The organism is Klebsiella planticola, from assembly GCF_000783935.2.
GTDB lineage: Bacteria > Pseudomonadota > Gammaproteobacteria > Enterobacterales > Enterobacteriaceae > Klebsiella > Klebsiella planticola.
This window is the reverse complement of record NZ_CP026049.1, coordinates 89,124-108,179: the sequence shown is the minus strand read 5'-3', so window position 1 is coordinate 108,179 and position 19,056 is coordinate 89,124. Positions and strand designations below refer to the sequence as shown.

The 19,056-nt window shown below is 53.3% G+C and carries 22 protein-coding genes and 5 pseudogenes; 11 read left to right on the top strand and 16 right to left on the bottom strand.

The window, feature by feature from the left end; genetic code table 11:
• Positions 1 to 55: 55 nt before the first annotated feature.
• A pseudogene (locus MC50_RS29040) lies at positions 56 to 244 on the bottom strand (DUF2913 family protein); the annotation flags it as partial.
• Positions 245 to 709: 465 nt separating this feature from the next.
• Between MC50_RS29040 and MC50_RS27960 the strand changes: the two are divergent.
• Entirely contained in the window at positions 710 to 1,636 is a 927-nt protein-coding gene (locus MC50_RS27960; RefSeq protein ID WP_004118843.1) for an IS110 family RNA-guided transposase, read from the top strand.
• Positions 1,637 to 1,723: 87 nt separating this feature from the next.
• Here MC50_RS27960 and MC50_RS27955 read toward each other — a convergent pair whose 3' ends face one another.
• Positions 1,724 to 2,428 (bottom strand): IS6-like element IS26 family transposase, encoded by a 705-nt coding sequence (locus MC50_RS27955; RefSeq protein WP_001067855.1) that lies wholly within the window; start codon positions 2,426 to 2,428, stop codon positions 1,724 to 1,726.
• Between the two features lie 65 nt (positions 2,429 to 2,493).
• Between MC50_RS27955 and MC50_RS28760 the strand changes: the two are divergent.
• Positions 2,494 to 2,604: pseudogene (locus MC50_RS28760) on the top strand (IS6 family transposase); the annotation flags it as partial.
• Between the two features lie 205 nt (positions 2,605 to 2,809).
• On the opposite strand, the pseudogene MC50_RS27945 reads toward MC50_RS28760, so the two are convergent.
• A pseudogene (locus MC50_RS27945) lies at positions 2,810 to 3,118 on the bottom strand (IS5/IS1182 family transposase); the annotation flags it as partial.
• Between the two features lie 460 nt (positions 3,119 to 3,578).
• On the opposite strand from MC50_RS27945, the gene MC50_RS27940 reads away from it, so the two are divergent.
• Positions 3,579 to 3,911, top strand: coding sequence for an ArsR/SmtB family transcription factor (locus tag MC50_RS27940; protein ID WP_001549890.1), 333 nt, complete (start codon positions 3,579 to 3,581; stop codon positions 3,909 to 3,911).
• Positions 3,912 to 3,916: 5 nt separating this feature from the next.
• On the top strand, positions 3,917 to 4,630 hold the full coding sequence (arsH, locus tag MC50_RS27935; protein ID WP_025801347.1) for an arsenical resistance protein ArsH: 714 nt from the start codon (positions 3,917 to 3,919) through the stop codon (positions 4,628 to 4,630).
• A gap of 57 nt (positions 4,631 to 4,687) precedes the next feature.
• Here the strand turns inward: arsH and arsC (MC50_RS27930) are convergent, their stop codons facing one another.
• The 6 genes from arsC (MC50_RS27930) to MC50_RS27895 form a co-directional block, all read right to left on the bottom strand.
• Complete coding sequence (gene arsC, locus MC50_RS27930) at positions 4,688 to 5,116, bottom strand: glutaredoxin-dependent arsenate reductase (RefSeq protein ID WP_001549888.1); 429 nt, start codon at positions 5,114 to 5,116, stop codon at positions 4,688 to 4,690.
• 49 nt (positions 5,117 to 5,165) lie between these two features.
• On the bottom strand, positions 5,166 to 6,443 hold the full coding sequence (locus tag MC50_RS27925; protein ID WP_064794005.1) for an arsenic transporter: 1,278 nt from the start codon (positions 6,441 to 6,443) through the stop codon (positions 5,166 to 5,168).
• Positions 6,444 to 6,723: 280 nt separating this feature from the next.
• Positions 6,724 to 7,728, bottom strand: coding sequence for an IS110-like element IS5075 family transposase (locus MC50_RS27915; RefSeq protein WP_000427614.1), 1,005 nt, complete (start codon positions 7,726 to 7,728; stop codon positions 6,724 to 6,726).
• Between the two features lie 78 nt (positions 7,729 to 7,806).
• Positions 7,807 to 8,364, bottom strand: coding sequence for a recombinase family protein (locus MC50_RS27910; RefSeq protein ID WP_003100847.1), 558 nt, complete (start codon positions 8,362 to 8,364; stop codon positions 7,807 to 7,809).
• Complete coding sequence (locus tag MC50_RS27905; protein WP_040118442.1) at positions 8,358 to 8,726, bottom strand: hypothetical protein; 369 nt, start codon at positions 8,724 to 8,726, stop codon at positions 8,358 to 8,360. The genes MC50_RS27910 and MC50_RS27905 overlap by 7 nt, the downstream gene beginning before the upstream one ends.
• A 29-nt stretch (positions 8,727 to 8,755) precedes the next feature.
• Positions 8,756 to 9,460 (bottom strand): IS6-like element IS26 family transposase, encoded by a 705-nt coding sequence (locus MC50_RS27895; RefSeq protein ID WP_001067855.1) that lies wholly within the window; start codon positions 9,458 to 9,460, stop codon positions 8,756 to 8,758.
• Positions 9,461 to 9,524: 64 nt separating this feature from the next.
• Here MC50_RS27895 and MC50_RS27890 point away from each other — a divergent pair.
• Positions 9,525 to 9,800: pseudogene (locus tag MC50_RS27890) on the top strand (ArsA-related P-loop ATPase); the annotation flags it as partial.
• A gap of 30 nt (positions 9,801 to 9,830) precedes the next feature.
• On the opposite strand, the gene arsC (MC50_RS27885) reads toward MC50_RS27890, so the two are convergent.
• The 5 genes from arsC (MC50_RS27885) to arsR are packed head-to-tail and all read right to left on the bottom strand — an operon-like array spanning position 9,831 to position 14,139.
• Complete coding sequence (arsC, locus tag MC50_RS27885) at positions 9,831 to 10,256, bottom strand: glutaredoxin-dependent arsenate reductase (protein WP_000065758.1); 426 nt, start codon at positions 10,254 to 10,256, stop codon at positions 9,831 to 9,833.
• A gap of 12 nt (positions 10,257 to 10,268) precedes the next feature.
• Positions 10,269 to 11,558, bottom strand: coding sequence for an arsenite efflux transporter membrane subunit ArsB (arsB, locus tag MC50_RS27880; RefSeq protein ID WP_000922630.1), 1,290 nt, complete (start codon positions 11,556 to 11,558; stop codon positions 10,269 to 10,271).
• Between the two features lie 48 nt (positions 11,559 to 11,606).
• A complete protein-coding gene (gene arsA / locus MC50_RS27875) occupies positions 11,607 to 13,358 on the bottom strand; it encodes an arsenite efflux transporter ATPase subunit ArsA (RefSeq protein ID WP_040118429.1) in 1,752 nt (583 codons plus the stop codon).
• Positions 13,359 to 13,375: 17 nt separating this feature from the next.
• Positions 13,376 to 13,738: an arsenite efflux transporter metallochaperone ArsD gene (gene arsD, locus MC50_RS27870; RefSeq protein ID WP_000783215.1), complete on the bottom strand. Its 363-nt coding sequence runs from the start codon at positions 13,736 to 13,738 to the stop codon at positions 13,376 to 13,378.
• A gap of 47 nt (positions 13,739 to 13,785) precedes the next feature.
• On the bottom strand, positions 13,786 to 14,139 hold the full coding sequence (gene arsR / locus MC50_RS27865; protein ID WP_001114073.1) for an As(III)-sensing metalloregulatory transcriptional repressor ArsR: 354 nt from the start codon (positions 14,137 to 14,139) through the stop codon (positions 13,786 to 13,788).
• Positions 14,140 to 14,431: 292 nt separating this feature from the next.
• On the opposite strand from arsR, the gene MC50_RS29035 reads away from it, so the two are divergent.
• The 5 genes from MC50_RS29035 to MC50_RS27840 all read left to right on the top strand — a co-directional run bounded on the left by MC50_RS29035 (position 14,432) and on the right by MC50_RS27840 (position 17,652).
• The gene (locus MC50_RS29035; protein ID WP_004118614.1) at positions 14,432 to 14,572 is read left to right on the top strand and encodes a hypothetical protein; all 141 of its coding nucleotides are present in this window, start codon (positions 14,432 to 14,434) and stop codon (positions 14,570 to 14,572) included.
• Between the two features lie 167 nt (positions 14,573 to 14,739).
• A complete protein-coding gene (locus MC50_RS29030; protein WP_020324596.1) occupies positions 14,740 to 15,048 on the top strand; it encodes a Ref family recombination enhancement nuclease in 309 nt (102 codons plus the stop codon).
• A gap of 423 nt (positions 15,049 to 15,471) precedes the next feature.
• Positions 15,472 to 16,131, top strand: a complete 660-nt coding sequence (locus MC50_RS27850) for a hypothetical protein (protein WP_000078540.1) — start codon at positions 15,472 to 15,474, stop codon at positions 16,129 to 16,131.
• Positions 16,128 to 16,457: a hypothetical protein gene (locus MC50_RS27845; RefSeq protein ID WP_004118613.1), complete on the top strand. Its 330-nt coding sequence runs from the start codon at positions 16,128 to 16,130 to the stop codon at positions 16,455 to 16,457. The genes MC50_RS27850 and MC50_RS27845 overlap by 4 nt, the downstream gene beginning before the upstream one ends.
• Positions 16,450 to 17,652, top strand: coding sequence for a hypothetical protein (locus tag MC50_RS27840; RefSeq protein WP_003031541.1), 1,203 nt, complete (start codon positions 16,450 to 16,452; stop codon positions 17,650 to 17,652). Before MC50_RS27845 ends, MC50_RS27840 begins: the two co-directional genes overlap by 8 nt.
• 36 nt (positions 17,653 to 17,688) lie before the next feature.
• Here the strand turns inward: MC50_RS27840 and MC50_RS27835 are convergent, their stop codons facing one another.
• Together MC50_RS27835 and MC50_RS27830 are read right to left on the bottom strand one after the other, a co-directional pair.
• The gene (locus tag MC50_RS27835; RefSeq protein ID WP_000990392.1) at positions 17,689 to 18,108 is read right to left on the bottom strand and encodes a helix-turn-helix domain-containing protein; all 420 of its coding nucleotides are present in this window, start codon (positions 18,106 to 18,108) and stop codon (positions 17,689 to 17,691) included.
• Positions 18,105 to 18,416 carry a type II toxin-antitoxin system HigB family toxin gene (locus MC50_RS27830; protein ID WP_004118600.1) on the bottom strand — a complete coding sequence of 104 codons (312 nt, stop codon included), beginning with the start codon at positions 18,414 to 18,416 and terminating at the stop codon, positions 18,105 to 18,107. Before MC50_RS27830 ends, MC50_RS27835 begins: the two co-directional genes overlap by 4 nt.
• A 210-nt stretch (positions 18,417 to 18,626) precedes the next feature.
• Here MC50_RS27830 and MC50_RS27825 point away from each other — a divergent pair.
• Positions 18,627 to 19,007 (top strand): annotated as a pseudogene (locus MC50_RS27825) (GntT/GntP/DsdX family permease); the annotation flags it as partial.
• Between the last annotated feature and the right edge of the window lie 49 nt (positions 19,008 to 19,056).

Below are 19,056 nucleotides of genomic sequence, written 5' to 3'. Positions count from 1 at the left end.
GAATACCGCGCAATGTATTAATCAGTGCAGGCTCACGTTCAATGAGACACAGCAGTTTCAGAAGCCACTCGATGTCGGGGGTAATATCACACGAAAAGCGACGTTGCTTCAGCGCCGTCGCCAGCCACCTGGTGAGAAAGAGATTTTACTGTACTGGCGACACTATATCGCCGTTCTTCCTACCTAATGCCAGCGCAACCAGCTCGCACCACGCCAGATGGGCCGATTTTTCCTTCAGATTCACTACGAACGTTTTCCCTTATTTTTCGAGAACCTGAATGTATCTTAACCGGAAGCAGAAAGGATTCGGAACCGTTCACCCTGAATTGAATACACAGCCTGGACTGACGAGCAAGTTCTCTGAATGCCGCTTTGCGGCATGGAGGCGCCAGCAGCAGTTGAGTACAACTCTGATAGTGAGTGGCGCCGTTGCCCGGCGCAGCCGGCTACTGTGTTGACAGGTTCTGCCTCACCGACCCCCTCCCTTGTATCTAACAGTTTGTGGTGATTAGCTACCACCACTGAAGCAGAGTGAGCCGCCCCCTTCCCTTAAGGTCAGAAAAGTCGGCACCGCTGAACCTTGATTTGCAGCACATGGCCCTCCGCTTCACCTTTCACGCCAGCACATCAGGTTGAACGGTTACCGGGAGCTCGACTCCGTATGTACAAGGCGAACAGGCGTGACGGTTTATGTGAGAGGAGTTTGACCATGTTTCCAGTCGGCATTGACGTAAGTAAAAACACCCTGGATCTTTGCATGCTTTATGACGGTATCAAAGGACGCATAAAAACCCGTAACATCCAGAATAACAGACATTCAGTTGAAAATATTCTTCGCTGGCTCAGGCTTCAACATTGCAGTCCGGAAGATGTTCATGTGGTAATGGAAGCTACCGGTGTTTATCACGAACAGCTGGCCACTGAATTACATGATGCCGGTTTCCGGGTTTCTCTGGCCAACCCTCACCGTAGTCGGGAGTTTGCGCGTGGCATGGGAATCATGACAAAAACGGATAAGGTGGATGCGTATATGCTGGCCTGTTACGCATTCCTTAAGAAGCCACACCGCTGGGAGCCGCCGGCACCCGAAATCAGATATCTCGGTGCACTCCTGCGACGGCGGGATGTTCTGCTGGGTGATGCCCTGCGTGAGGAGAACAGACTGGAAAAATACCTGTCGACAGACACACCTGCAGATATTATCAGTTCCTGCAGGCGTATGGCGCAGCTTCTGCGCGAGGAGATAAGTAATATCGAGCGGCAGATAAAAGCACATATCAAAGCCAGCCCTGCACTGAGGCGTGATTATACACTGCTGGCCTCAATTAAATCGGTTGGTCCCCAGCTGGGGATGCATATGCTGATCGTGCTTCGCAGCCATAACTTTGTATCGGCTGAGCAGGCTGCCGCCTTTCTGGGCGTGGTGCCGATCGAGAAACGCTCAGGCACATCGGTCCGGCGCCGGCCGCGGATGTCGAAAATCGGCCCCCCTCAGTTGAGAGCGAAGCTTTACATGTCCGCCCTGTGCGGAAAAATCTACAATAAGCGAATGCGTAATATTTACGATGAGATGTGCCTGCGGGGTAAACCTAAAATGGTGGCCATTGGCGCGCTGATGCGGAAACTGGTGCACTGATGTTATGGCGTCCTGAAGACCGGAACCGTTTTTAAGGCACTGTTGCAAAGTTAGCGATGAGGCAGCCTTTTGTCTTATTCAAAGGCCTTACATTTCAAAAACTCTGCTTACCAGGCGCATTTCGCCCAGGGGATCACCATAATAAAATGCTGAGGCCTGGCCTTTGCGTAGTGCACGCATCACCTCAATACCTTTGATGGTAGCGTAAGCCGTCTTCATGGATTTAAATCCCAGCGTGGCGCCGATTATCCGTTTCAGTTTGCCATGATCGCATTCAATCACGTTGTTCCGGTACTTAATCTGTCGGTGTTCAACGTCAGACGGGCACCGGCCTTCGCGTTTGAGCAGAGCAAGCGCGCGACCATAGGCGGGCGCTTTATCCGTGTTGATGAATCGCGGGATCTGCCACTTCTTCACGTTGTTGAGGATTTTACCCAGAAACCGGTATGCAGCTTTGCTGTTACGACGGGAGGAGAGATAAAAATCGACAGTGCGGCCCCGGCTGTCGACGGCCCGGTACAGATACGCCCAGCGGCCATTGACCTTCACGTAGGTTTCATCCATGTGCCACGGGCAAAGATCGGAAGGGTTACGCCAGTACCAGCGCAGCCGTTTTTCCATTTCAGGCGCATAACGCTGAACCCAGCGGTAAATCGTGGAGTGATCGACATTCACTCCGCGTTCAGCCAGCATCTCCTGCAGCTCACGGTAACTGATGCCGTATTTGCAGTACCAGCGTACGGCCCACAGAATGATGTCACGCTGAAAATGCCGGCCTTTGAATGGGTTCATGTGCAGCTCCATCAGCAAAAGGGGATGATAAGTTTATCACCACCGACTATTTGCAACAGTGCCCCATCAAAGGTATTGAGGTGATGCGTGCACTACGCAAAGGCCAGGCCTCAGCATTTTATTATGGTGATCCCCTGGGCGAAATGCGCCTGGTAAGCAGAGTTTTTGAAATGTAAGGCCTTTGAATAAGACAAAAGGCTGCCTCATCGCTAACTTTGCAACAGTGCCGGTCTTAAACAACTGAACTGGGCTAGCGAAGGAGTGGGGGCAACAGCAGCTGCGCTGGTAGACTTATCCACAGTTGCTGGTAACAAAATCAGCAATCCGCCCTGGGTCAAATTTCAATCGGCAGGGTGGGTCAATTTTCCATCAGCGCCAACAAATGGTGGTTTCGTCGGGGATGCGCTCCAGGTTCAGCCCGGCAAACTGGCGCAGGATCGTGGTTTCGTACAGCGCTTCCTCCATCGCTGGATCGCTGTAGCCGAACCAGTTCTGCAGCAGATGCACACGCAGCATCGCCATCAACGGGTAGGCCGGACGGCCACCTTCACCCTTCGGATAATGTGGCTCGATCAAAGCAATCAAGCCCTTCCACGGCACCACCCGATCCATCTCGATCAGGAACAACTCCTTGCGGGTTTGCTTGCGCTTGCCAGCGTACTCGGCGTCGGCGAAGGTCATCTGCTTCATCGGGAAACTCGGTGGGTGGGGGCGCGGTATTTTGCCAAATCAGAAAGTCTTTTTCAGAGTTTCCCTAGTGTGCGCTCTCTTGCTTGGATGGCATTACGTTCTGGCCCAACGTTACTGTAGCGAATCCGCAGCAGTATCAATCAAAGCCTCCTGTATCCCGCGTGAAGAAAGACGCTACGTTGCGCCCGTTCTTCCAGGGGTCTGAGGTCCAACCATGCGAAAAACCACGTTAAGAAAGCAACCTTCTGAAAAGGCGACGTTTATCAGTTTTTTTTCCGGCCATAAAGGGGGCGGAAATTATTCCCTGCACGGGTATTCGCAAGGATTTCGGTAGTGCTCTGGCTCTGCCCCCCATAACCTGGCGGACAGAGCATGATTGGGAAAGCGGTACCCTCACGGCAGAAACGATTGACGCAGGCTATATTTCTATTATTCTGGAAATATAGATAAAGGAGGTATTATGGATTTAAACACTGCTGCAAACGCACTTCGAGAACTGGGCCACCCGACACGTCTCAGCATATACCGGGAGCTGGTCAGGGCGGGTCATGAAGGCCTGCCGGTTGGCGAACTGCAGAAGCACCTTGAGATTCCTGCCTCCACGCTCAGCCATCATCTTTCAGCGCTGATATCCGCTGGACTCATAAGCCAGGAACGGCAGAGTCGTACCCTGTTCTGCAGGCCCTGCTATGCGCAGCTTGAGCAATTGATGGCCTTTCTGACAGAAGAATGCTGCGCAGGCGGCAGCTGCAGTCTGTCACCCGCAAAGACTCCCGAAGAGACCCCATTGTGAACAACCTGACTGATGCCCTGAAAAATATCGATCCGGCCCTCCTGGACGCGCCGCTGACGGAAGATAAGCTGAAGGCCAGAGAGATAACGCATCCGCCCCGCATCCTGATGCTCTACGGCTCGCTGCGGGCGCGCTCTTACAGCCGGCTGACAACGGAAGAAGGTGCCCGGCTGCTGACGGCCATGGGCGCGGAGGTGAAAATTTTCAACCCGTCCGGCCTGCCACTGCCCGATGATGCGCCGGAGACGCACCCGAAAGTGGCTGAGCTGCGGGAGCTGGTTCTCTGGTCGGAAGGCATGGTCTGGTGCTCTCCGGAGCGTCACGGGGCCATGACCGGCATCATGAAGGCCCAGATTGACTGGATACCGCTGACGTCAGGCGCGGTCCGCCCGTCACAGGGAAAAACCCTGGCCGTCATGCAGGTCAGCGGCGGCTCACAGTCGTTCAACGCTGTAAATCAGATGCGTATTCTTGGACGCTGGATGCGGATGATCACCATCCCGAATCAGTCATCCGTGGCAAAAGCCTGGGCCGAGTTTGATGAGGATGGCCGCATGAAGCCTTCTTCGTATTATGACCGCATAGTGGACGTCATGGAGGAACTGATGAAGTTCACCCTGCTGACGCGCGGTCGCAGTGATTATCTCACCGACCGCTACAGCGAAAGGAAAGAGAGTGCCGCGCAGCTTTCTGAGCGGGTCAACCAGCGCAGCATATAAAAAAGCCGGCAGATGCCGGCTTTTTCCACACTGTTATGCCCGCAGCCTGGTAAAAAATCAGTGGCTGACGCGGTTCCCGTGCTCATCAATGACGGCTTCGCCGTCCTCTTTGGTAAACGCGCCCTGCTGCGGGTCCGGCAGTATGTCCAGAACCACTTCGGAGGGACGGCACAGCTTCGTGCCGAGCGGTGTCACTACCACCGGGCGATTAATGAGGATCGGATGAGCCAGCATGGCATCGAGCAGTTCGTCATTGCTGAAGCGGTCTTCTGCCAGGCCGAGCTGTTCGTACGGTTCGGTATTTTTGCGCAGCAGGTCGCGCACGCCGATGCCCATATCCGCAATCAGCTTCTTCAGCTCATCGCGTGACGGCGGCGTTTCCAGATACAGAATAACCGTGGGTTCGGCGCCGCTGTTACGGATAAGCGCCAGGGTATTGCGGGATGTCCCGCAGGCCGGGTTGTGGTAAATGGTAATGTCAGTCATAAGCGGTACTCCGTAAAGGGGCTGCACGGGCGCAGCCCCGGGGTTAAAGTTAAACAGACAGGCGCAGGGCCAGCGCGGCCAGCGTGACAAAAAGCACCGGCAGGGTCATCACGATGCCCACGCGGAAGTAATAGCCCCAGCTGATGGTGATGTTTTTCTGTGCCAGCACGTGCAGCCACAGCAGGGTTGCGAGGCTGCCGATAGGGGTTATTTTCGGGCCGAGGTCACAGCCGATGACGTTGGCGTAAATCATCGCCTGCTTCACCACGCCCTGTGCGCTACTACCGTCAATCGACAACGCGCCAACCAGCACGGTGGGCATGTTGTTCATGACGGACGAGAGTGCCGCCGTCAGGAAGCCGGTGCCGAGCGTTGCGCCCCATACGCCGTGCTCTGCAAACCGGTTCAGGGCGGCGGAAAGGTAATCAGTCAGTCCGGCGTTACGCAGTCCGTATACCACCAGATACATGCCCAGCGAAAAGATAACGATCTGCCAGGGCGCGCCTTTCAGCACCCTGCCGGCGTCAATCACGTGTCCTTTGCGGGCAACCAGCCAGAGAATAAACGCCGCCACCGCCGCCACCAGGCTGACCGGCACGCCGAGCGGCTCCAGAGCAAAAAAGCCAACCAGCAGAAGAACCAAAACCACCCAGCCAGCCTTAAAGGTTCGTGCATCCCGGATGGCTTCCCGCGGTGCCTTCAGCTTCGCCAGGTCATAGGTGACCGGGATGTCCCTGCGGAAAAAGAGATGAAGCATCACCAGCGTGGCCGCAATGGAGGCAATGTTCACCGGCACCATGACGGATGCGTACTCGCTGAAGCCCAGCGTAAAGAAGTCAGCCGTTACGATGTTCACCAGGTTCGATACGATGAGCGGCAGGCTGGAGGTGTCAGCGATAAAGCCCGCTGCCATCACAAACGCCAGCGTGGAGCCGGGAGTGAATCCCAGCGCCAGCAGCATGGCAATAACGATCGGCGTCAGAATTAGCGCGGCTCCGTCATTGGCAAACAGCGCCGCCACTGCGGCACCCAGCAGAACGATATACGTGAACAGCAGCCGGCCCCTGCCGCCTCCCCAGCGGGAAACGTGCAGCGCGGCCCACTCAAAAAAGCCGGACTCATCGAGCAGCAGGCTGATAATGATGACCGCAATGAACGTGCCCGTGGCGTTCCAGACAATCTGCCAGACCACCGGAATATCACCGATGTGCACCACGCCGGTCAGCAGCGCCAGCGCCGCACCGATGACGGCACTCCAGCCAATGCTCAGCCCCTTCGGCTGCCAGATGACCAGTACCAGCGTCAGGATGAAAATCGCACCTGCCAGAAAGGGGTCGTCTCAGAAAACGGAATCTATGGTCACTCCCGTTTTTGCAACACCGATTTTGACGACAAGTTGGCTTGCTTGAATCTATCCGGCGTCTGAATGGGATTTTATTCCCGCGCCTCGATGAGTTCCGCGCCTGATGAACCTCCAGAAAATATACGGCTTCAATGAGCCTTTCCGTTTTACAGGTTCCTCAACAGGCCGGTGGGCCGTTAGTATCATCAATATCAGTATTCGCAAAACCAGATGAATGATTGTTTAAACTGGTGTATTTCTGCCTTTATGCTTCGTAAGTTTGCTGTCGCGCCGTCAGTGCCCAGGCTATTCTGGCCAGCTTGTTTGCCAGAGCACAGGTGACGACAAAGTTGCTTTTCCGACACAACAACTCCCTGACCCAGTCGGCCAACTTGCCAGACTGGTGTTCCAGTTTTTGTATGAATACCCTGGCACACTGAACCAACAAAGTTCGGATCTTTTTGTTGCCCCGCTTGCTAATCCCTAACAATGTCGTCCGACCTCCCGTGCTGTACTGTCGGGGTACCAGCCCTGTTGCCGCCGCAAAGTCACGGCTGCTGGCGTACTGCTTCCCGTCGCCAATCTCAGTTGAAATAGTACTGGCAGTCAGCGTTCCAACGCAGGGAATACTCAGCAAGCGCTGTCCAACCTCATCTTCGTCCAACTTTCGTTTCAACTGAGATTCCAGATCTTTAATCTGCTCAACAAGATAGTGATAATGCTGTTGTAATTTCAGCAGTAACTGGCTGAGATAAAGAGGCAAACTACTGTCCTCAAGAAGGGTACTCAGTCGACTAATAACGGCAGCACCTCGCGGAACGCTGATACCAAATTCCAGCAGAAAAGCATGCATCTGATTAGTTGTTTTCACCTTATCCTGAACCAGGGATTCACGGACACGATGCAGAGCTCGCATTGCCTGCTGAGATTCGGTTCTGGGCTGCACGAAACGCATAGATGGACGTGATGCTGCTTCACAGATAGCTTCAGCATCAACGAAGTCATTTTTGTTGCTTTTAACGAATGGGCGGACAAATTGCGGTGATATCAGCTTTGGAAAATGCCCTAACTCTGCCAGCTTGCGTGCCATAAAGTGAGAACCGCCACAGGCTTCCATCGCGATGGTTGTTGCCGGGCATGTCGCCAGAAATTCGATTAGCTTTGGTCGGGTGAATTTTTTACGGTAAACGGCCTTCCCACGATGATCCTGACAATGAATATGGAAAGAGTTCTTACCCAGATCGATACCAATAAGCGCAATGTTTTCCATGATGGTTCTCCGAATGAAAGCCTGTCCTCAGCATAGTACTGGGAAGGAGGGAGTGACCATCTCATTAAATAAAGCACGCTAAGCGTGCGTGGAGGCTGGCACCCAGCGGTACAGCGTCGGAATGGACACGCCGAGGTTCTTGGCCACGTCCTTGGGCGGCACCCCGCTGGCCAGCAGCTTCTTGGCCGACTCGATCTTGCTGTCGGTCATCTTCGGCTTGCGGCCGCCTTTGCGGCCGAGCTGCTTGGCGACTTCCAGCCCGGCGCGGGTGCGCTCGACGGTCAGCTCGCGCTCCATTTCGGCAAGGCTCGCCATGACGTGGAAGAAGAACCGCCCGGATGGTGTGCCGGTGTCGATGGAGTCGGTGAGGCTCCTGAACTGGACACCGTGCTTGTGCAGATCGCCGACCAGATCGACCAGTTGCTTGACCGACCGGCCCAGCCGGTCGAGCTTCCAGACGACCAAAGTATCGCCTTCGCGCAGCATTTCGAGCGTCTTGGCCAAGCCAGGCCGGTCTGCCCGCGTGCCACTCACCTTGTCCTCGAAGACCTTTTTACATCCGGCCTTGCTCAAGGCTTCGCGTTGCAGCTCCAGGTTCTGATCCTGCGTCGAGACGCGCGCATAGCCAATCAACATGGCTTGTCTCGCGCCCGGTCGATGCGTTCCTGCATCGCCTGCATCACTTCTTCGTGGGTGTACGATCTGGCGTTGGCGTCGGTGGCTTGCCGCAGGGCTTCCTCAACCTCGCGCGTCATCCGCTCGTAATCCTCCGGCCACAGCGCTTGCTCCATGCGCAGCGACGCCTGACCCAGCAGGTGCAGCAGGCTGAACAGCCGCATGTCGTTGGTGGCGACGATGCGCTCCCGAATCTGCTCCTGAATAGCTTCGCTAGCCCGATGCGCTTGTGGTGTGGCAGTCCCCTCGTAGTCAGCGGGGAATTCCGCTTCCTCGGCAATCCTTGCCCAGGCGCTGGCCGGCACTGTTGCAAAGTTAGCGATGAGGCAGCCTTTTGTCTTATTCAAAGGCCTTACATTTCAAAAACTCTGCTTACCAGGCGCATTTCGCCCAGGGGATCACCATAATAAAATGCTGAGGCCTGGCCTTTGCGTAGTGCACGCATCACCTCAATACCTTTGATGGTAGCGTAAGCCGTCTTCATGGATTTAAATCCCAGCGTGGCGCCGATTATCCGTTTCAGTTTGCCATGATCGCATTCAATCACGTTGTTCCGGTACTTAATCTGTCGGTGTTCAACGTCAGACGGGCACCGGCCTTCGCGTTTGAGCAGAGCAAGCGCGCGACCATAGGCGGGCGCTTTATCCGTGTTGATGAATCGCGGGATCTGCCACTTCTTCACGTTGTTGAGGATTTTACCCAGAAACCGGTATGCAGCTTTGCTGTTACGACGGGAGGAGAGATAAAAATCGACAGTGCGGCCCCGGCTGTCGACGGCCCGGTACAGATACGCCCAGCGGCCATTGACCTTCACGTAGGTTTCATCCATGTGCCACGGGCAAAGATCGGAAGGGTTACGCCAGTACCAGCGCAGCCGTTTTTCCATTTCAGGCGCATAACGCTGAACCCAGCGGTAAATCGTGGAGTGATCGACATTCACTCCGCGTTCAGCCAGCATCTCCTGCAGCTCACGGTAACTGATGCCGTATTTGCAGTACCAGCGTACGGCCCACAGAATGATGTCACGCTGAAAATGCCGGCCTTTGAATGGGTTCATGTGCAGCTCCATCAGCAAAAGGGGATGATAAGTTTATCACCACCGACTATTTGCAACAGTGCCGGTGATTATCGTGACGCTTGCCGAAACGACACCTGTACTGGAAGCCGCTAACCTGCAGCAGGATCTACGCCGAGCTGGCATCGAGCCGTGGGCATGGGTCGTTAATAACAGCCTGGCAGCTGCTCAACCGTCTTCGCCTTTCCTGAAGATCAGGGCGAACCGCGAGCTGCCTCTCATCTCTGATGTGGAAGAGCAGTATGCAAAGCGTATTGCATTAACAGCGCTACAGAGCGAAGAGCCGGTTGGTATTGACCTGCTGGAAGAAATGGCGAAGTAATAATGAAGGGGGCAAATGCCCCCTTCGTCTTTATTTCAGTCTTTTACCTGAATCATCAACGACTTTTTCACCGTCTTCCTTGGTGAAAGCCGCTTTCTGGGCATCTGGAAGGATATCGAGAACAACCTCTGAAGGACGGCAAAGTTTAGTTCCCAGTGGCGTCACTACGATCGGACGGTTGATCAGAATCGGATGCTGTAGCATAAAGTCGATGAGCTGGTCGTCAGTAAATTTATCTTCTGCAAGACCCAGTTCCTCATACGGCTCGACGTTCTTACGCAGCAAAGCCCGGACGGAAATGCCCATATCCGCAATGAGTTTGAGCAGCTCATCGCGTGAAGGTGGAGTCTCAAGGTAAAGAATAACGGTCGGCTCGATACCGCTGTTGCGGATCATCTCCAGCGTATTACGCGACGTGCCGCAGGCTGGGTTGTGATAAATGGTGATGTTGCTCATATCAGTATCTCATTACAAAGTGAAAGAGAGACGTAGCGCCAGCGCGGCCAGCGTTACAAACAGCACAGGCAGAGTCATGACGATCCCGGTGCGGAAATAGTATCCCCATGTGATGGTCATGTTCTTCTGTGAAAGGACATGCAGCCAGAGCAACGTTGCCAGGCTACCAATAGGTGTAATTTTCGGTCCAAGATCGCAGCCAATCACGTTGGCAAAAATCATCGCCTCTTTGATAACGCCTGTTGCAGTGCTGCCATCAATAGAGAGAGCACCAACCAGCACGGTAGGCATATTGTTCATGATGGAAGAGAGGAAAGCCGTCAGGAAGCCAGTACCAAACGTCGCGGCCCAAAGTCCTTTATCTGCCAGCACGTTCAACACACCGGAGAGGTATTCTGTTAGTCCGGCATTACGCAGACCATAGACCACCAGATACATTCCCAGAGAGAATATGACGATCTGCCATGGCGCACCGCGAAGCACTTTGCCAGTGTTAATGGCATGGCCTCGCTTCGCCACCGCAAACAGAATGACAGCCCCTACAGCAGCAATCGCACTGACCGGGATACCCAACGGCTCAAGGACGAAAAAGCCAACCAGAAGAAGGATCAACACTATCCAGCCGGTTCTGAAGGTTGCCAGATCTTTAATCGCTTTTGCCGGTGCTTTCAGGAGAGCCAGGTCGTAAGTTGGCGGAATATCTTTGCGGAAGAACAGATGCAGCATCACCAGCGTGGCGATAATGGCTGCGATATCCACCGGCACCATTACCGACGCATACTCAGTGAAACCCAGCCCAAAGAAGTCTGCAGAAACGATGTTAACCAGGTTGGACACGATAAGCGGCAGACTGGCCGTATCGGCAATAAACCCGGCGGCCATGACAAATGCCAGCGTAGTGCCTTTGCTGAAACCTAATGCAAGCAGCATGGCGATAACAATTGGCGTCAGAATCAATGCCGCACCATCGTTGGCAAACAGTGCCGCCACCGCTGCGCCGAGCAAAACGATATAGGTAAACAGCAAACGCCCGCGACCGTTACCCCAACGTGAAACGTGCAGCGCCGCCCATTCGAAAAAGCCCGATTCATCGAGCAGAAGGCTGATAATAATCACGGCAATAAAGGTCGCCGTCGCATTCCAGACAATATTCCACACTACAGGGATATCACCAAAATGGACTACGCCAGAGATCAGCGCCAGTACCGCGCCCAGCGTCGCACTCCAGCCGATCCCTAATCCCTTCGGTTGCCAGATAACCAAAACGATGGTCAGGACAAAAATAGCGCCTGCCAGTAACATAAATCCTCCAGACAGGACGGCTTTGCCGCCCTGTATATACAAAAAAAATTAAACAACCAGCTCTCTGAGTTTCTCGATGCCAGTGGGCTCTGCAGCCATTACCGGTACTAACGCTATGCGGCTTGCATGCTGGTTTTTCACAACCTCGATTTGAGGACGCTCTTGTAGGGCGCGCTGGCAAAGCAGCGGCGATTGCGTCTGTGCAATCGAAAGGCTGTTATTGATAATCCAGCCCCAGGGATGAATCCCCGCACGTTCAAGATCGGACTGCAGGTTTGCCGCTTCCAGTACAGGTGTGGTTTCAGGCAGAGTGACCAGCAAAACTTTGGTACGTTCCTGGTCCTGAAGCTGCATCATCGGAGTGGTAAAATGACCTTTATCCCCCATCTTCCTGGCAATCTCACGGTGATAAGCCCCGGTAGCATCAAGCAGTAATAGCGTATGCCCGGTAGGTGCCGTATCCATGACCACAAACCGTTTGCCAGCTTCACGAATTACGCGTGAAAACGCCTGGAACACCGCAATCTCTTCTGTGCAAGGAGAACGTAAATCCTCTTCGAGCAGCCGTTTCCCAGCCTCATCCAGATCCCTGCCTTTCGTCTCAAGAACATGCTGACGATAGCGTTCAGTTTCATCGTGAGGGTTGATTCGGCTGACCTGCAGATTTTTGAGGCTGCCATTGAGCGTTGTACTGAGATGTGCAGCAGGATCTGAGGTGGTGAGATGCACATCAAAACCCTTATCCGCCAGACTGACGGCGATAGCCGCAGCCATTGTGGTTTTGCCCACACCACCTTTGCCCATCAGCATAATCAAACCGTGTTCACTGCGGGCGATATCATCAACCAGGACAGACAACGACATATTCTCTGGCTTGTTCTGTGGGCTTTGTTCAGGAAGCGATGTTATCTCAGCGTGTTCGTTGAGCAGGCCTTTCAATGCGGATACACCAACCATGTTCAGCGGCTGCAGGTATAAGTTGTCTGTCGGCAAATCAGATAACCCGGCAGGAAGATTTGCCAGCGCCTCTTGCTCCTGTTGCCATATTGCAGCGGCCAGTGCATCACGTTCTGCTTCGCTCGCAGGCAGGACACCGTTAATGACTAAATACTGATTTTTAAGGCCAATAGCTGATAATTCGTCATGAGTACGAGCGACTTCCTGCAGTGTTGATTTTTGCAATCGCGCGACCAGCACAAGACGAGTTCGTTCAGGATCGGATAATGCCTCAACCGCATGAGCATATTGCTCGCGTTGTTTTTCCAGCCCAGCCATTGGACCAAGACAGGAAGCACCATCCGGGTTACTTTCGATGAAGCTGCTCCAGGCTCCGGGAAGCTGAAGAAGGCGAATAGTGTGGCCAGTTGGGGCAGTATCAAAAATGATGTGATCAAAGCGGGTCAGCAGAGAAGCGTCAGTCAGTAAGCCAGTAAACTCGTCGAATGCAGCGATCTCTGTCGTACAAGCTCCTGAAAGCTGTTCACTGATGCTGTTAACAACGTCATCAGGCAAAAGACCTTTAATAGGGTCAACGATTCTGGCGCGGTATTGCTGGGCGGCGTCCTGCGGGTCAATCTCCAGAGCCGAAAGACCAGACACAGCAGTCACGGGCTGGATAGTGTTACCGATAGTCTGATCGAATACCTGACCGACATTGGAAGCCGGGTCGGTACTGACAAGCAGAACACGCTTTCCCAGTTCAGCCAGACGTATAGCCGTTGCGCAGGAAATCGAAGTTTTGCCTACACCTCCCTTACCGGTGAAAAACAGGTAAGACGGGATATTCTCTAAGAATTTCATATGTCCTCCTGACATACTCAACAACAGGAAGTTTTACCACCACAGCAACTGGTGGAAGCTAAACCCACCTTTTCCAGCGGTATACCAAACCAGCGAGCCAGTTCAGCGCGTTTTGGGTATCGCCCGGCCATCACCGTTTCACCATCAAGCAACAGCAGCGGAAGCCCTTCAGCTCCAGAAGCCTCAAGGAATGCTTTCGCTTTTTCGTTCTCAACGAAGCTCATAGGCTGCTGCGCCAGGTTATAACGTTCGATCTGAACCCCACGCCCTTTCAGCCATTGCACATCAGCAGAAAAATTGACCAAAACCTGATCGACATCTGAACCACAAACGCCGGTACTGCAGCACATCGCCGGATCAAACACCGTTAACATTTTCATCTTTAACACCTCACATTCGTAAAAACATATATGTACAGGCAAAATTTTTAGATACAAACAGCCTTACCGCTGCCAGAGCAGTTGGCCGATGCCAGCTTACGGGCGATGGCCTGTACGTCGTCCTGTTGACTTAACCAGGCCTGCTCAATCACCAGGGCAGCCCAGGAAGGAATATGCGGGGATAAGCGATAATGAACCCATTTCCCCTGCTTGCGATCCAGCAACAGGCCACTTTCCCGAAGCATCGCCAGATGGCGGGAGGTCTTGGGTTGTGATTGTTCCAGCGCTGTGCAGAGATCGCATACGCACAGCTCCCCCATCTCCCTGAGCAGTAGCACGATACCCAGGCGGGTTTCATCAGATAGTATTTTGAAAAGTTGTAGGGATGCAATTTCTGGCATTATGTACTCCTGCTATGAATGGGTATTGTCTCTCCACCAAAACAAGAAGTCAAAATCATATGTGTTTTCTCGCATGTGAGTGCAGGTGTCACTATGCGGTTGAAAAACGACCTGATGTGCGATCGTTACGTTAGTTGGGTAGGTAAAAAAGTCATTTGAGGCTAAAACATTGCTTAGTGCGGGCTTTCAGTTCATAGAGAAGAATGAATAATATCAATTATAACAATTGGTTATTTCCTTAGCGTACGTTTTCGTTCCATTGGCCCTCAGACCCCTAGTACAGAGGATCGGGATGCACTCTACGAAAAACAGCGAATCGCAGCGCAACGGCAGCGCGAACGTCAGAAGACCAAGCTGGCTGACCCAGCTTATCGGCAACATCAACAGGAAAAACGCCAGGCGGCAGCACAACGATCCGCCGAAAAACGATTAGCCCGTATCCATTCGCCGGAGTATCAGGAAGCGCAGCGTGAAAAACAGCGCATTAAGCGACAGGAATCGGCACAGAAACCACGTACAACACTTACCGTTACCAAACCCCGCAAAACCTCAATGCGAGGACTGAAAGGCCGAACCCCAACTGCAGACGAACGGCGCGTAATGGATGCGTTAGCCAAACTCCCCTGCACCGCTTGCTGGCTGCATAAGCACCACCAGCTAATTGTCAGTCTGCATCATGTAAATGGGCGCACTGCAGCTGGCGCGCATATGGATGTTTTACCGTTGTGCCGGTGGCATCACCAGGACGCGGCCCCAAAAGCAGATCGCGAGCAATACCCGTGGCTGGTGCCGGTTCATGCCAGCGGAAACGTTGGCGGAAAGGCCGAATTTACGCGCCTGAACGCCTCGGAAGAGGATTTGCTACTCATGGCCTACAAACAGGCTGGAATAACCAGAGAGGGGCGCTAATGGCTCGCACAACAACGGAACGGGCCTTAAATCCCCACGGTCACGTATACTTACTGGATGGATTGACCAAACTCCATATTTGCAAGATTTGCGGAACCTGTGAGCGCCGAAACGGACAATATTGGTGGGCTGGTAAGTGGAGTAAGACAGAGCCGCCGTGCGGCCTCAATACGGAGGAACAGCGGGACTGGCATAACAATGCAAACCCCGACAACGAAGACGAACCATAACCGGCTGCAGGGCGGTAAATAATTCCTTGACGCTAAAAAACACAAAGTACAAACCGCATAAAATCCTCGCAGCTTTTGTGTTCCCTTGAGGGTACTTTTGACAATTTAACTTCCTGCTTTAGCGCGGTTGGGAACATCAATAGCCAGTAAGGGGCCGCAATCGCGGCCTTTTTGCTTTCTGGAGGATAGAAAATTGAGTCAAAAAATAGCTGTTTTCAGTCTCTCAACATCAAACCCGCTCTATGTCACTGCCATCTATGACGATGACAACAACCTGATAATGAGCATCCCGAAATCACTCCCCAACTCATTAAAACAACAACGAGTAAAGGTGATCCCCGCCATCGAGAAGCTGCTTAAAGCTGACTTTAAGGTGCTGGTGGATGAAACCAGTGGGACCATTGCTAGTGAAAGCGGCGCTCACCATGTTTCACTGAAGACGCGACATACAGACTCGCGCGCAGCCGTTCTCGTCGGCATCGAGCGCTACAACGAATTGCGCCTCCAGAAAGCCATTTCTCTTCCTGAGAAAAACCCCGGCGCATATGAGATCCCGTCTTCTATCGTGGACATTGATTACAACGCCGCCGGTGACGAGGTGTATCACATCAACTGGCAGGATATTCGACCTGAGCATCTGCTCACGATCATGTGCTGTTTTGCCACGGTATACCATCCTGTCACCTCAGCTGCGTACATCAAAGCCATGACCGGCGGCAGCGAAGAACGCGAGCAGCACCCGCTATTACGCGTTTTCGGGAACCTCATTAAGCATCAGGAAGTGACCAGCGCAAGCGCAGTTCCGCCATCGCTAACCGGGCAGCGGATCAGTGATAACGAGGTCATTCTATGAGTTACAACCGCCTGGATGACCGCACAATTGACGATCCTATCCTGCTGGCATTGTTTCATCAGGAAGTCATTGCACGGGCCACCAGCTACAGCGCCGACAACATCTCTTACACCATCAAGCCAGATGAGGTTTACCGTTCTGATTTGTCGGCGTTTCGCTGTTACGGCAATGAAGAATTACGTTGGGTATTCCGCCTGCTGGTGGGGCATGAATCTGAAACTGAAGCCATGCCGGTTGGCATAACGTTAACCGTGCCGCCGGTGGCCTGGATACGTGACCGGATGCGAGACTATGCGTCGGGAACAGTGGAGTTAATCAGTGGCTGATTTTCCCCGCGCCAGTAACGGGCGATACCAGACAGAAGGCCTAAGCGCGCGCGAGTTCGAACGCCTATTCAACCAGATTGAGAAGGATAAGCGAAGCAAGCGCCGCGCCGCTCGCCGCACTCTGACGCCGTTTTCACTGAAGAACAAAACAGCCGAAGATATCATCTCGCTGGGCAAGAAGAAAAAAGGCGGTACGTTCTTCACCGTCGAAGATCTAAAGGCATTTGAAGGTCGCCGCAAGGATATTCGACAGACGTTCAATTCAGGCATAGCCGGGATCACCTATGCCCAGCTCATAGCCGGAAGTGAGGCGATCGACGTTAAACGTGCTAACAACGCCGTAGACGACGGTTCCGGCATTAAGCGCGCCGTGCCTTCATCATTGAAACATAACGTCGTCACAGTCAGCGTGGAGGCTTCAGATCGCTCAGAAGACCAGCATCACCGCGTAAAAGTGCGCTTTGAGGAATGGGATTCACTGATTGATGAGCTGGGGGATGAGACTAGCGCGGTAAAAGTGACGAAAAAGCTGTGTGCCGGTCGCGTATCCTTCGATTGTGATTGTGGTCGTCATCAATACTGGTATCGCTACATCGCGACCGCCGGTAACTTTGCCCTGGCACCGCCAAAAGAATATGCCTTCCCCAAAATCCGTAACCCTAATCTCAAAGGGATCGCCTGTAAGCACGTGATCCACGCAATGACCCGACTCCAGTCGGCAAGCTGGCAATTGCGGATCGGTCAGGCCATGCTGCAGGCCGCTAAACGTGTAGGGTTCGGTGACGACAAACGACGTACTACTAAGCATTTCACTGAGGAAGACCGGAAAAGATTCAACAAGAACCGTAACTCACAGACTAACCAGGGGGCGATGCGTCAGGAGTGGGATAAATACCAGCGCCGCCAGAAAGCGCTGGGTAATCAGATTGCGCGAGACAGTACAAAGCTACGCACCCTCAGCGACAAACTGTTAAAAGCCCGGAAAATGACGCAAAAACAACGGGCAAAGGCAGAAGAAAGTCAGCAAAAGCTTAAAGCCGAGCAGGATAAAAACAAGGTGCTGCTGCAGCAGCTCGCCGACCGTTTCAAGGTGGAACGCCAGGCGTTTATTGATGCGATGGTAATGACTGGTGTATCACGTCAGGATGCCGAGAAACGCTTCCTGGACTACGTGAAAAACAAAGGCAGGGGTTAATACAAAAGCCCCCAACCTTTCGGTCAGGGGGCTGTTTTACGCGTCCATGAATGAGCTGGGCGGAATGTTGAAGCGCCGCGCAAGTGCTTTCATGTGATCTAGTGTTAGTGAGCGAGTCCCGTTAAGGATGCGGCTCACCAGCGATTTCTTACCAATCTCTTCCTCAAAATCACTCTGAGTCAGTTTGTGCTGATCCATCAGGACACGCAGCAGGGCCACGCCACTTGGTAACGCTGCAATACGGTCGTTGAACTCTGCGAACTCTTCCGCCTCATCTTCATACTGGGCAATTTTCGCAACCAGCATGTCCACCAGCGGATGATCTGGCTCGTGTTCAACCAGGTATTCAACCAGCGTCAGCGCGTCTTCATAGTCCTTGCGAGAGGCATTGCCCCCCAGGAGGGGGACAATGCTAACCAGGCTGTTTGCCGCCTGGATAGCATCGGTGTACATCATTCTTTAGTTCTCCGGTAAAAATCTGTCAGCTTGTCGTATTCGGCGTGTGTGGTTATGTGCTTTATAAAGATTTTCCCACGTTCAAAATCAGCAAAAAACATCACCCTTAAATTCCCACCGCCAACATCGATCACCCACCACTTCTCCCGATATTTCATTCTGTCCAGCGAGGCAAATCGTTTTTTCATTTCGTCCGGTGAAGTGTAGTTCTCTCTCTTCAAAGTCCGGTATACGTCGTCTAGTGCCGCTGCCTGATTGGGGAATTGCCTGGTGGCTGTATCGAAAGGTGCTCTCGATACAATGTGCATCCTTCGCTCTCCTTGTGTTTCCATCTTGGAAACATAATATCGCACTCCCGCAGAGTTGACAAGTTGGAAACTGAAAATAATTAGTGCCTCTGCAATTCACAATCTCCATACAGTGCTCACATACGCAAATTAACCCCGTCAGTGAGGCACAGAATGGGCCGTTTTGATGAATGGTTAGACGACACAAGGCCGGTAACAGTCGCACCGGTTACCGGCATCGGCGATACCATCGGCATGCTGATGTCGCACGGTAATATTTCTCCCTACATCATGGCGTGGTTGATAACCGTGCTGATTCGTCTGGCAACGGGTCAGGGCGTGGTCTCAGCCATGACGGCGGCGGGGATTATTAGCGCAGCGATCCTCGACCCGGCAACCGGTCAACTGGTGGGCGTCGACCCGGCGTTGCTGGTGCTGGCAACAGCGGCCGGCTCCAACACCCTGACCCATATCAACGATGCTTCGTTCTGGCTGTTCAAAGGCTACTTTGACCTGTCGGTGAAGGATACGCTGAAAACCTGGGGTCTGCTGGAGCTGGTAAACTCCGTGGTTGGCCTGATAATCGTGTTGATCATCAGCATGATTGCATAACGTCGATACCGCTCTGGCCTATAGCGCCAGAGCGGTTTTCCATCCTGCC